This is a genomic window from Mesorhizobium sp. M0960 (assembly GCF_040319055.1).
Classification (GTDB): Bacteria; Pseudomonadota; Alphaproteobacteria; order Rhizobiales; family Rhizobiaceae; genus Mesorhizobium.
Genome location: NZ_JAMYNN010000001.1, coordinates 300629 through 313118, shown reverse-complemented (window position 1 = coordinate 313118; position 12490 = coordinate 300629). Strand labels below are relative to the sequence as shown.

Annotated in this window: 10 protein-coding genes; all 10 read right to left on the bottom strand. The window is 64.2% G+C overall.

Translation table 11 applies throughout. The features are described 5' to 3' along the window. Window position 1 precedes the first annotated feature (1 nt). A complete protein-coding gene (lpxC, locus tag NKH63_RS01680; protein WP_352481535.1) occupies window positions 2-949 on the bottom strand; it encodes a UDP-3-O-acyl-N-acetylglucosamine deacetylase in 948 nt (315 codons plus the stop codon). Between the two features lie 279 nt (window positions 950-1228). After that, entirely contained in the window at window positions 1229-2899 is a 1671-nt protein-coding gene (gene ftsZ, locus NKH63_RS01675) for a cell division protein FtsZ (RefSeq protein ID WP_023721195.1), read from the bottom strand. A gap of 67 nt (window positions 2900-2966) precedes the next feature. After that, a complete protein-coding gene (gene ftsA, locus NKH63_RS01670) occupies window positions 2967-4274 on the bottom strand; it encodes a cell division protein FtsA (RefSeq protein ID WP_352481536.1) in 1308 nt (435 codons plus the stop codon). Then, a complete protein-coding gene (locus NKH63_RS01665; RefSeq protein ID WP_023721197.1) occupies window positions 4271-5212 on the bottom strand; it encodes a cell division protein FtsQ/DivIB in 942 nt (313 codons plus the stop codon). The genes ftsA and NKH63_RS01665 overlap by 4 nt, the downstream gene beginning before the upstream one ends. Further along, a complete protein-coding gene (locus NKH63_RS01660; protein WP_352481537.1) occupies window positions 5200-6126 on the bottom strand; it encodes a D-alanine--D-alanine ligase in 927 nt (308 codons plus the stop codon). The genes NKH63_RS01665 and NKH63_RS01660 overlap by 13 nt, the downstream gene beginning before the upstream one ends. A gap of 314 nt (window positions 6127-6440) precedes the next feature. Continuing rightward, window positions 6441-7406: a UDP-N-acetylmuramate dehydrogenase gene (gene murB, locus NKH63_RS01655; RefSeq protein WP_031194586.1), complete on the bottom strand. Its 966-nt coding sequence runs from the start codon at window positions 7404-7406 to the stop codon at window positions 6441-6443. Further along, window positions 7403-8809, bottom strand: coding sequence for a UDP-N-acetylmuramate--L-alanine ligase (gene murC / locus NKH63_RS01650; RefSeq protein WP_352481538.1), 1407 nt, complete (start codon window positions 8807-8809; stop codon window positions 7403-7405). The genes murB and murC overlap by 4 nt, the downstream gene beginning before the upstream one ends. Then, window positions 8809-9933 carry an undecaprenyldiphospho-muramoylpentapeptide beta-N-acetylglucosaminyltransferase gene (gene murG, locus NKH63_RS01645; protein ID WP_023721201.1) on the bottom strand — a complete coding sequence of 375 codons (1125 nt, stop codon included), beginning with the start codon at window positions 9931-9933 and terminating at the stop codon, window positions 8809-8811. Before murG ends, murC begins: the two co-directional genes overlap by 1 nt. 1 nt (window position 9934) lies before the next feature. Further along, a complete protein-coding gene (gene ftsW, locus NKH63_RS01640) occupies window positions 9935-11086 on the bottom strand; it encodes a putative lipid II flippase FtsW (protein ID WP_023721202.1) in 1152 nt (383 codons plus the stop codon). After that, window positions 11086-12486 (bottom strand): UDP-N-acetylmuramoyl-L-alanine--D-glutamate ligase, encoded by a 1401-nt coding sequence (gene murD, locus NKH63_RS01635; RefSeq protein WP_023721203.1) that lies wholly within the window; start codon window positions 12484-12486, stop codon window positions 11086-11088. The genes ftsW and murD overlap by 1 nt, the downstream gene beginning before the upstream one ends. Window positions 12487-12490 lie beyond the last annotated feature (4 nt).

The window sequence follows — 12490 nt, the reverse complement described above, 5'->3', positions numbered from 1 at the left end:
ATCAGATCATCCAGGGCGCAAAGAGGGGGGCATTGACAGCGCTCATCTCGGCGGCACGGCCGCGCTCGCGGCGCGTCGTCTCGACGATCTCGAAAGCCGAACGGTCGGACAAGAGACGGCGCAGCGCCGCGGCGTTCAGCCTGTGGCCACCACGATAGGAGCGGAAGCAGCCGATAAACCGGGCACCGGCGAGCGCCAGGTCGCCCATTGCATCCATCGTCTTGTGCCGCGCGAACTCGTTGGGATAGCGCAGGCCTCCCATGTTGATCACGCGGTTGTCATCGCCGATCACCAGCGAGTTCTCCAGCGAGGAGCCGAGCGCGTAGCCAGCTGCCCATAGCCGCTCGACGTCCTTCATGAACCCGAAAGTGCGGGCCCGCGCGACGTCGCGGCGGAAAATGTCGGCATTCATATCGGATGCGAAAAGCTGGCGGCCGATCGCCGGGCTTTCGAAATCGATCTCGATCTCGAAGCGCGTGCCATCATAGGGCCTGAACTCCGCCCAGCAGGCGCCGTTCTCGATGCGAACCGGCTTGACCACCCTGATGTAGCGACGCTTGACCGGCAGCGTTTCGATGCCTGCCTGGTCCATGGCCTCGATGAACATGACCGCGCTGCCGTCGAGGATAGGCACCTCACGGCCGTCGATTTCAATGACGAGATTGTCGATCCCAAGCCCAAAGAGCGTCGCCATCAGATGCTCGACCGTGGCAATGTGCTCGCCTTGCGGATCGCCAAGCATGGTGCAGAGGTCGGTGGCACCGACCTCGGAAACGAGCGCGCGAAATTCGTGGCTTCCGCTTGCATTCGAAAGCTGGAAGACGATACCCGTATCGGCATCTGCCGGCAGGAAATGGACGGTGACCGGATTGCCGCTATGGACGCCGATACCAGTCAGCGTCGCACGCGATTTAAGTGTCGTCTGATAGTCGTGCAAAACAATCCCCATAGCCCGTACTGCCTAGGTCCGCTTCATCTGCCCTGAGGGCGCGGCTCTTGATTGATCGGCAGGCAGGGCCACTTCCCCGAGACTCCCAGCAAACCGACTTTGGTCGGTGGCGAAGATAATGGTCCCACAGGGAGACTCCAAATCACGGTTTCTTACTCTTTGTAACTGCGGTCCAGCGCGGGATTGCCCCATAAGTCCTTGTTTTAAAATCCCTTTTAATATTAACAGGCGAACAGTTTCCTGCTCGCCTGTTAACAACTGTTACGAACCGTCAACAGATCAATTGGCCTGCCGGCGCAGGAAGGCGGGAATCTCCAGCTGATCGTCTTCCTGGACAGCCCGGCTCTGCGGCGTCAGTCGGCCCTGCTCGTCCAGCTGGCCGCGGCGCGGCGCGTAAAGCTGCGGATCCTGGCTGGCTAGGCGGCGCACTTCCGCCGGCGCCTGGCGCAGTTTCGGTTCGCGCGGCTGCGCCGGCTGCAGCCGTGCAGGTTCCTCTTCGCGGCGGGTTAGGCCGTTGGTCAGGCGCTTGAGCAAGCCCATCGGGCCGCTGTTCTCGTGGTCGGCCGGGCGGGCCTTGGCTTCCACTTCAGCCTTCACCTGCGGCGGGAAATCCTCTACCCGCGGCATGCGCTGGGGTGCCGCGGCAATCGGCTGCGGCATTTCACGATGCGGAGCCGGCTGCATCGCTTGCTGAACCACTGGCTGCATCATCGGCTGCGGCTGAGCGGGAGGCGCCTGGAAGATCTTGCTCTGCGGACGGAAGTCTTCCGAATGCGCGACCGGTGCCGGGCGGGCCTGCGCCATCGCTGCCGCATTCGCCTCGGCGAGCTGAATGGCCTCGGCGACCGGATCGGCAGCACGTGGTTCATAGATCGGCTGCTGGACAGGCGCCGGGCGCATTTCCGTGACCTGAGCCGCCGGGCGGCTGACCGGCTTCGGCGGAGCCGTGCGGATGGCGATCGGCGCTGCAGCGATTTCGGCCGCCGATTTGTCGATGCCGGTGGCGACCACCGACACGCGGATAACGCCTTCGAGTTCCTCATCGAAGGTGGCGCCCAGAATGATGTTGGCGTCCTGGTCGACCTCTTCGCGAATGCGGGTTGCGGCCTCGTCGACTTCGAACAGTGTCAGGTCGCGGCCGCCGGTGATCGAGATCAGCAGGCCCTTGGCGCCCTTCATCGAGGTCTCGTCGAGCAGCGGGTTGGCGATGGCGGCTTCCGCGGCGGCCATTGCGCGGCCCTCGCCCGAAGCCTCGCCGGTTCCCATCATCGCCTTGCCCATTTCGCGCATGACCGAGCGGACGTCGGCGAAGTCGAGATTGATCAGGCCTTCCTTGACCATCAGGTCGGTGATGCAGGCGACACCCGAATAGAGCACCTGGTCGGCCATGGCGAAGGCGTCGGCGAAGGTCGTCTTGTCATTGGCCAGCCGGAACAGGTTCTGGTTGGGAATGACGATCAGCGTATCGACACATTTCTGCAGTTCCTCGATACCCATGTCGGCCGTCTTCATGCGGCGCTGGCCTTCGAAGTGGAACGGCTTGGTGACGACGCCGACGGTAAGGATGCCCTTTTCGCGGGCAGCGCGCGCGACCACGGGCGCCGCCCCGGTGCCGGTGCCGCCGCCCATGCCGGCGGTGACGAAGCACATATGCGTGTTCGAGAGATGATCGATGATCTCGTCGATGCACTCTTCCGCCGCCGCGCGCCCGACTTCAGGCTGCGATCCGGCGCCGAGACCCTCGGTGACATGCGCACCGAGCTGGATCAGCCGCTCGGCCTTCGACATCGTCAGTGCCTGCGCGTCGGTGTTGGCCACCACGAACTCGACGCCGCGCAAGCCGGCGGTGATCATGTTGTTGACGGCATTGCCGCCGCCGCCGCCGACACCAAACACGGTGATGCGCGGCTTGAGCTCGGTGATGTCCGGCTTCTGCAGATTGATGGTCATTGTCTTCGTCCTTTGCCTTTCCCGCCGCTTCGCCGCCGCGGCCGCCTATGGGGCTGTCCCCGTCAAATTAAAAACTGTCTCTCAACCACTGACTCATTCGATGCAGTTTTCCGCCTGTTCCGGTCATCCGAAGACCGGAAATTCCCTTCGCCGGGCGGCTCTCGAAGCTCGCCATCTGCGGGTAGATCAGAAGTCCGACCGGGGTCGAGAAAGCCGGCCCCTTGGCCGCCTCGGGCAGGCCTGCCACGCCGAGCGGGCGGCCAATGCGCACATTGCGGCCGAGAATGCGGCGTGCGGCTTCGGGCAGGCCGGCAAGCTGGCTGGCGCCGCCGGTCAGCACCACCCGCTTGCCGACGGCATTGCCGTAGCCGGACTTGTTCAGCCGGTCGCGCAGCAGTTCCAGCGTCTCGTCGATGCGGGCGCGGATGATGCGCGTCATCACCGAGCGCGGGATCTGCAACGGCACCTCGCCGTCCTCGCCGATCGGATGGATCGAGACCAGGTCGCGGTCGTCGGCGCTTCCTGGCAGCGCCGAGCCATGCATCACTTTCAGCCTTTCAGCGGCATCGAGCGAGGTCGACAGGCCCTTGGCCATATCCAGCGTGACGTGGTTGCCGCCAATCGCGATGGCGTCGCCGCGGACGAACTTGCCTTCCGAAAATACCGAGATCGTCGTCGTGCCGCCGCCCATGTCGATGCAGGCCGCGCCCATTTCGAGCTCGTCGTCGACCAGGGCGGCTAGCCCGCTGGCATAGGGTGTCGCCACCATGCGCTCGACCGAGAGATGCGAGCGGTTGATGCAGAGCTCCAGATTGCGCAGAGGCGCCGCGTCGCCTGTCAGCACGTGCATGTCGACGCCAAGCTGGTCGCCAACCATGCCGCGCGGATCGCGCACACCGCGCTCGGCATCCAGCGAAAAGGCCACGGGAAGCGAATGGATCACCTCGCGCTCAGCCCGCAGCGCCTGCTTGGCGCCGGCGGCAAGCACGCGTTTGATGTCGGCCTCGTCTGCTTCATGACCGCCGAGATTGATGGTGGCCGAAAAAGCCTCGCTCTTCAGCCGGCCGGCGGTCATGTTGACGATCAGCGAATCGACCGTCAGTCCCGCCATGCGTTCGGCGGCGTCGACGGCAAGACGGATGGCGTGCTCGGCACGGTCGAGATCGATGACGACGCCCGATTTCACGCCTTGCGATTTCTGGTGGCCGATGCCGATCACCTGGATGCGATGCGAGCGTCCGCGCAGCAGCTTGCCATCGTCGCGCGGCTTGAGCTTGGCCACCACGCAGCAGACCTTGCTGGAACCGACATCCAGCACCGTCAGGATGCCGGACCGGCGCGACGAGGCATCGCTGTTGCCGCCAAGCCAGCTCATATCTTCGTCTCCGGCTTGCGCTTCAGCATCTTGGGCTTTTCGTTAAGCGCAGCCTCGCGCTGCGTCGCCGCTTCCGGCGTCAACTGGACGACCAGACGGTCGGAAAGGCGCATGTCGACGGCTGCGATGTCGCGCGTCAAAAGCCCGTTCTCGTGGTCCATCCTGACCAGGTCGGCAATCGCCTGGTCCTCACCGTCTTCGGGAAGCTTGACGGTGATGCCATTCTCAAGCTTGAGATCCCAGCGCCGTTCGCCGATGCGGATATAGCCTTTGATCCGCGCGGCAAGCTCCGGATAATTCTTGATCCTGGCCAGGAAATCCGGCGCCTTGGCCGGTGCGCCGGTGCCGATGATCAGCGGCAGCAATATCTGCTTGCCGCCGGAGAACGGCGCGATCACGGTGCCGGATTTCTCGATGACCGAAAGCGCGCTCCCTTGCTGCCACAGCGCGAACGGCTCGCGCTCCTCGACGCGCACTTCCAGCGTATGCGGGTAGACTTTGCGCACTGCCGCGGCTTCGACCCAGGGCAGCGTGGTGATGCGTTCGCGCGCAGCTTCGGCATCGAAGCCGATCAGCGAGGTCCAGCCGTCGAGTTCCAGCCTGTCGAGAATATCGATCTCGGAGGTTTCGCGGTTGCCGACGACCTTGACCTGGTCGACGGCAAAACCGGTGCGGGCGGTGACACTCTGGACGATGGCGTCGGCATGCCCGCCGAGATAGGCGCCATAGGCGCTGCTCGAAATAAGCAGTGCCGCCGACAGGATGGCAGCGCAATAGGGCGGCGCTTCGAAATCGCCCTCGCCGAGGCGCGCCAGCACACGCACCGGCCGGCGGAGCAGGCGTGGCAGCACGAAATGGTCGAACGACAACGGCATGCCGAACAGCACCGGCCCGGCCGCGCCCTTCCCCTTGCCCTGTCCCCACTTCAACGCAGACACGAAGCGTCCTCCACCATCCAACTCAACAAATCGCCGAACGAGTGTCCCGCTTGCGCGGCGATTTCCGGCACCAAAGACGTCGGCGTCATACCCGGCTGGGTGTTGACCTCGAGCCAGACAATTTCACCGTTTTCGGAGTGACGATCGTCATAACGGAAGTCCGACCGGGAAACGCCCCGACAGCCGATAGCTTGGTGAGCCTTGAGCGTCAGTGTCTGTATTTTTTGGTAAATATTCGGTGAAAGTTTTGCCGGGCATTCGTGTTTTGATCCGCCCGCGACGTATTTTGAATCATAGTCGTAGAAGGAATGGCCGGTCGGGATGATCTCGCAGACACCGAGCGCCACATCGCCCATCACCGCGCACGTCAATTCTCGCCCGTGCACATAACGCTCGACCATCACCGTATCGCCATATCTCCACTCGGACGAGCCGATGATCTGCGGTGGATGCGACTGGCCTTCATGCACGATGACGACGCCGAAGCTCGATCCTTCGTTGACCGGCTTGACCACATAGGGCGGCTTCATCGGGTGCTTGTTCTGGATGGCGAAGCGATTGGCCACCTTCGATTCCGCTACCGGAATGCCGGCCGCTTTGGCGACCTTCTTGGCCTGTTCCTTGTTCATCGCGAGCGCCGAGGCAAGCACGCCGGAATGGGTGTACGGAATGGCCAGATACTCGAGGATGCCCTGGATGGTGCCGTCCTCGCCGAAGGGGCCGTGCAGCGCGTTGAAGACGACGTCGGGCTTGAGCTCGGCGAGCACCGAGCTGATGTCGCGCGAGACGTCGACCCGGGTGACCTGGTAGCCCTCCCCCTCGAGTGTATCGGCGCAGGCTTTGCCCGACGACAGGGACACGGGCCGCTCGGACGAGAATCCCCCCAGAAGGACGGCCACGTGCTTGCTTGTCATTCCCCGTCATTTCCTCTCACAGCAGGCCTGCACCATCGTGCATGGCCCGAAAAGCATCGCGCGCACTCAAATACGCCGAGCAGCTTTGCTCCCGTGTTTCCGCAACATTGAGTCCGAGTCTCCCGGCAGGTTGCCCCCCAGACGGAAACGCGAGTAACGCGTCGAAACGACTCAAATCAGGAAACGCTTCAGGGCAGAGAATCAGAGAGTTGATTCGCTGGCAAGTGCTTACGATTCCGATGGATTCACTTTCCGCAAAAACGGCAGCAAAATGTGAATTCATGAGGTCCGGAGGCAACGGTCTTCGGCTTGCGCTAAAGCAGCTGCCCGAGAAATTCCTGGACGGCATGGCCCGGCCGAAAATTGCCGATGCGCTTGATCTCCCACTGCAGCCGGATGCCCGATCTTTCGAGCACGCGCGCACGCACCGTCTCACCGAGATATTCAAGCTCGTAGCCTGTGGCGGTCCCGGTGTTGATCATGAAGTTGCAATGCATCGGCGACATCTGTGCCCCGCCGACCATCAGGCCGCGGCAGCCGGCCTTGTCGATTTCCTTCCAGGCCGAGGTGCCCTCGGGATTCTTGAAGGTCGAGCCACCGGTCTTTTCGCGGATCGGCTGCACGGTCTCGCGATGGTTCTGGACAGCATCCATCGCGGCCTTGATCGCCGCCTTGTCCTCCGGAACGCCTTCGAACAGCGCCGACGTGAAGATCAGCCCGGACGGCGCAGCTGAATGGCGATAGGCATAGCCCATGTCGGCGTTGCTCAGCACATGCACATTGCCCTTGCGGTCGAGCGCCCGCACCTCGACCACGCGCTCGCGCGTCTCGACACCGTTGGCGCCGGCGTTCATCCTCAGCGCTCCGCCGATGGCGCCGGGAATGCCGTGGTAGAAATGAAAGCCGCCGATGCCGGCCTCGTAGGCAACGGCCGCAACGCGCTTGTCGGGTGTCGCGGCCCCCGCCTTGATCGTGGTCGGCGCTATCACTTCGGTCTCGCCAAAGCCTTTGGCCGAAAGCCGGATGACGAAGCCCGCAATGCCGCCGTCACGGACAAGCAGGTTTGAGCCGACGCCGACGATAGTCAGCGGTATTTCCTCGGGCACCGCCTTCAGGAACGCGGCAAGATCGTCCTCGTCGGCCGGCTGGAACAATGCCTCCGCGAGCCCGCCGGCTCGAAACCAGGTGATCTTGTCCATCTCGGCATTGGGCGTGATGCGGCCGCGCAGTCCGGCAAGCCGGTCGCCAAGCTTGTCGATCAACGCCTGGCCGCGCATCATGAGATAGTCCCGCCGAGTTCTTTGGGCAGCGCATAGGCCCATTGGGTGATGTTGCCAGCACCGAGGAAGACGACGAAATCGCCCGGCTTCGCCACCTCGCGCACGATCGGCGCAATCGCCGCCGGACCTTCGATGTAGCGTGCGTCGCGATGGCCGCCGGAGCGGATGCGCGACACCAGTGCGTCGGACGTAACGCCGTCGATCGGTTCCTCGCCGGCCGCATAGACGGGCGCCACCATTACCGTATCGGCGTCGTTGAAGCAGACGGAAAACTCGTCGAACAGATCGCGCAGCCGAGTGAAGCGATGCGGTTGGGTAACGGCGATGATGCGGCCCTTGGTGGCGCTGCGCGCCGCCTTCAGTACCGCCGTGATCTCGACCGGATGATGACCGTAATCGTCGAACACATCGACACCGTTCCACGAACCGGTATGGGTGAAGCGCCGCTTGACGCCGGCGAAGGACGACAGACCCTTCTTGATTGCCTCAGCCGAAAGGCCGAGCTCATGCGCGACGGCAATCGCCGCCGTCGCATTGGAGACATTGTGGCGCCCGGGCATGGGTAGCCGCAGACCTGATATCGTTATCTGGCCGTGCGTCTTGCGGTCGCGGATCACCACGTCGAATTCCGAGGTCGGGCCGTCCATGCGGTGATTGGTGAAGCGCACGTCGGCCTGCGCATTTTCGCCATAGGTGATGACGCGCCGGTCCTCGATGCGGCCGACCAGCGCCTGCACCTCGGGATGGTCGGTGCACATCACGCCAAAGCCGTAGAACGGCACGTTCTCGACGAACTGGCGAAACGCCTCGCGCACTTTGTCGAAGGAGCCGTAATGGTCGAGATGTTCGGGGTCGATATTGGTGACGACGGCAATCTCGGCCGGCAGCTTGAGGAAGGTGCCGTCGCTCTCGTCGGCCTCGACCACCATCCATTCGCCGTCGCCCATGCGGGCGTTGGTGCCATAGGCATTGATGATGCCGCCATTGATCACCGTCGGGTCGAGCCCGCCGGCATCGAGTAGCGTCGCCACCATCGAAGTCGTCGTTGTCTTGCCGTGCGTGCCGCCGATCGCGACCGCCTGCCGGAAGCGCATCAGCTCGGCTAGCATTTCGGCGCGCCGCACGATCGGCAGCAACTTCTCTCTCGCCGCCTTCAGCTCCGGGTTGGATTTCTTGATTGCGGTGGAGACGACGACCACTTCGGCCTCGCCGAGGTTCTCGGCCTGGTGGCCGACGAAGCATTCGATGCCCTTGTCGCGCAGCCGCTGCACATTGGCGTTGTCGGCCTGATCGGATCCCTGCACCTTGTAGCCGAGATTGTGCAGCACCTCGGCGATGCCGCTCATGCCGATGCCGCCAATGCCGATGAAATGCACGAGGCCGATCGTCTGTGGCATCTTCATCAATGCGTCTCCTTCCTGAATTCCGAAACGGATTTCCTGGACGCAATAGCCTCTGTCAGATCGGCGAGCAACCGCGCGGCATCCGGTTTACCGGACGATTTCGCCGCCGCAGCCATTGTCGCCGCCCTGCCTGGATCATCCATTAGCCCGCCGACAAGCGCAGCGATCCGCTCCGCCGAAAGCGTGGATTGCGGATGCACCTCGGCGCCACCCGCTGCGGCAAGGGCGGCCGCATTCGCCGCCTGGTCGTGGTCGAGCGCGTGCGGATAAGGCACCAGCAGCGCCGGCCTGCCGATCACCGCGATTTCCGATACGGTCGACGCGCCGGAGCGCGACATCACCAGATGCGCCGCCGCGAGCCGCGCCGCCATGTCGGTGAAGAAGGGCGACACCTCGGCCTCGATGCCAAGCGCGGCATAGGCGGCTTCCACCCGCGCCACATCGTCGGCGCGGGCCTGCTGCGTGATCGCCAGTCGCCTACGCTGTGCATCGGAAAACCGGGCGATCGCCGCCGGCACCGCATCGGAAAAGAACTGCGCGCCCTGGCTGCCGCCAAACACCAGAAACCGGAACGGCTCTTCGCCGGCCGATGCAGCATAGGGTGTATTCGCTGCTTCCAACACTTGCGGCCTGACCGGATTGCCGGTGGTCACCGTCTTGGCGCCAGTGGCACTGATGTCTTCCGGCAGGAACCCGCCGGCAACGGCGTCGACGCGGCCGGCGAGCGCCCGATTGGCGCGGCCCATCACCGCATTCTGCTCGTGGATCAGCGTCGGCACCTTGCGCCGGGTCGCCGCGTAAAGCGGCGGCAGTGTCGGATAGCCGCCGAAGCCGACCACGATGGCGGGCTTGATGCTGGCGATGACGGCCGACGCCTGCCGCACCCCGCGCCAGATTTTCCAAAACGCGGCGAGCATGGCAAAAGGATTCTTCGAGCCCATCGTCGCCGACTGGATCGGATGGATGGCGGTCGCCGGGAACTGCCCGGCAAAGCGCTCGGCGCGGTCGTCGGTGGCCAGATGTACCGCCCAGCCGCGCGCCTTGAGCTCATGTGCCAGCGCCTCGGCCGGGAACAGATGTCCGCCCGTTCCGCCAGCAGCTAGAAGGATGACCCCCTTCGCCATCTCACTCCGCCGGCATCGCACGCGGCGACGGCATGAAGCCCAGCTGCTTGCGCTTTTCCGGGCGCTTGCGCGTCAGCGCCAGCACCATGCCCATCGAGATGGCGATCGCGATCTGGGAGGAACCGCCATAGGAGATGAACGGCAGCGTCATGCCCTTGGCCGGCATCAGTTGCAGATTGACGGCCATGTTGATGACCGACTGCAGGCCGAAGACGGTGACCAGGCCGCCAACCGCGTAGCGCGTGAAATCGTCCTGCTCCTTGAGTGCCGTGTTGAGGCCGCGCAGCACGATGAAGCCGAAGATGGACATGATGAAGAAACACATGATCAGCCCGAATTCCTCGCCAGCGACCGAGAAGACGAAATCGGCATGGCTGTCGGGGATGACCCGCTTGACGGTGCCCTCGCCCGGCCCGACGCCGAACCAGCCGCCATTGATCAGCGCCTCGCGGCCCATGTCGACCTGGAACGTGTCGCCCTCGCCGGTCATGAAGCGGTCGATGCGGCCGGCAACGTGCGGGAACACCGCATAGGCGGCGAACACGCCGCCGACGCCGGCAGCACCCAGCGCGACGATCCACAGCCACGGCAGCCCGGCCATGAAGAACATCACCCCCCAGGTGCCGAGCACCAGCATGGTCTGCCCCAGGTCAGGCTGCGCCACTAGCAGCGAGATGACCAGCGCAAGCAGCAACATGGCGAACAGATTGCCCGGAATGTCGGGCTGGCGCTTGTGCTCGGCGAACAGCCAGGCGCAGATGATGACGAAGCCCGGTTTCAGGAACTCGGACGGCTGTATCGACAGGCCGGCAAGCGATACCCAGCGCCGCGCGCCTTTCACCTCGACGCCGATATAGAGCACCGCCACCATCAAAAACAGCGTGATGCACAGCATGACCAGCGCCATGCGCCGGATCTGCCTGGATTCAAGGAACGAGACGGCAAGCATCACTCCAAGTGCCGGAATGGTGAAGATGATCTGGCGTGTGGCGAAGTGGAAACTGTCTAGTCCGATGCGTTCGGCCACCGCCGGGCTTGCGGCGAAGGACAAAACGATGCCGAGGCCCATCAGCGACAGGAACGCCGCCAGGAACCAGCGATCGATCGTCCACCACCAGGTCGCCACGGGGCTTTTGTCGAGACGGCTTTGCATTATCGTGTCCCTCCGATGGGCTTCACGCCATCAATGGCGGTTGCGGCTTGCCTGAACGCCTCACCGCGGACTTCGAAATTCTTGAACTGGTCGAAACTGGCGCAGGCCGGCGACAGCAGCACCACCGCCTCGCCGCTACTATCCTTGGCCGCATCGCGGGCGGCGTGTTCGACCGCCGCAGCCAACGTGCCTGATATCTCGTAGGGCACCGCTTCGCCCAGCGTCGCCGAAAAGGCCGGTGCGGCTTCGCCGATCAGATAGGCCTTGGCGATACGCGGGAAGAAGCCGCGCAACGGCTCGATGCCACCCTCTTTCGGCAGACCTCCGGCAATCCAGTAGATACGCGCAAAGCTCGACAGCGCCGGTGCCGCGGCATCGGCATTGGTCGCCTTGGAATCGTTGACGAACAGCACATGCCCTTTGCGGCCGACCTGCTCCATGCGGTGCGCCAGCCCCGGGAAACTCTCCAGTCCGGATTGGATCTCGCCGAGCTCGAGCCCGACCTTGAGGCAGGCGGCGGCGGCGGCCAGCGCATTCTGCGCGTTGTGCTGGCCGCGCAACGAGCCGATGCCTTCGAGAAAGGCGACCCGGCTGTAGCGGCCGTGCACGGCTTCCATCAGATTGGTGCCTTCGGCGAAATAGCCGTCGGTCAGCGGCAGGCGCTTGGAGATGCGAATGATCTGCCGGCCCGCTCGCTCCAGCCGGTCGGCGATCTGGGCGCACCAGGAATCGTCGACACCGATGATTGCCGTCTCGCTGCCGGCCACCAGCCGCTCCTTGATCGAGGCGTAGTGTTGCATCGTGCCATGGCGATCGAGATGGTCCGGCGTCAGGTTGAGCAGGATGCCGGCCGTCGGATTGATCGAAGGGGCAAGATCGATCTGATAGGACGAGCACTCAACCACATAGTGCCGCTCGGGCTGCGGCGGATCGAGCGTCATCACCGCGCGGCCGATATTGCCGCCCATCTGCGTGTCGCGCCCGGCCGATTTGAGGATGTGCGCCGTCAATGCCGTGGTCGTCGACTTGCCGTTGGTGCCGGTGATGGCGATGAAGGCTGCTGCCGGCGCCCGCGCCGTCCGCTCGCGGCAGAAAAGCTCGATATCGCCGATGATCTCCACGCCTGAGCCCCGCGCGAGCTCGACGGTCCAGTGTGGCTTGGGATGCGTCAGCGGCACGCCGGGCGACAGCACGAAGGCGGAAAACCTCGCCCAGTCCGCGCCGCGCAGGTCTGCGGTGGCGATGCCGACCGCGCCGGCCTTGGCAACGCTGTCGGGATTGTCGTCCCAGGCGAGGACGTCCGCGCCGCCCTCGATCAGCGCGCGCGCCGTGGCAATCCCCGAGCCGCCGAGCCCGAAGAGCGAAACGCGCTTGCCTGAAAAGGATGCGGCGGGGATCAAGCGG